This is a genomic window from Streptococcus suis (assembly GCF_002960445.1).
GTDB classification, from domain to species: Bacteria; Bacillota; Bacilli; order Lactobacillales; family Streptococcaceae; genus Streptococcus; species Streptococcus hyiners.
In genome coordinates, this window is sequence record NZ_POJD01000379.1 from 1 (window position 1) to 292 (window position 292).

The 292-nt window shown below is 43.5% G+C and carries 1 protein-coding gene; it reads left to right on the top strand.

The window, feature by feature from the left end; genetic code table 11:
• Positions 1-24: 24 nt before the first annotated feature.
• A partial coding sequence (locus C1G53_RS12155; protein WP_153046732.1) for a YSIRK-type signal peptide-containing protein occupies positions 25-292 on the top strand: 268 nt, incomplete at its 3' end.

A 292-nucleotide genomic window follows, 5' to 3' on the forward strand; every position in this document is an offset into this window, starting at 1 on the left:
ACTACAATTGTGTAGGAGGAAAATATGACAAAATGTGATTTCGACAAACGTCAGCGATTCGGTATTCGAAAATTTACAATAGGTGCTTGTTCTGTTTTGATTGGTGCGACCTTATTTGGAACACAGGTTTCTGCGGACCAGCTAGAAAATGTGGACAGCTTGTCAGAGCCAGCTGTTGAACTCTCTTCCGTAGTGAACGAACATGTGGAAAAGACCGAAGCTGAAGAAGGAATGTCACCAATTTCAGCAGACGAGAAAGCGGTGACCGAAGAGTTGAATGGAGAAGCATCTG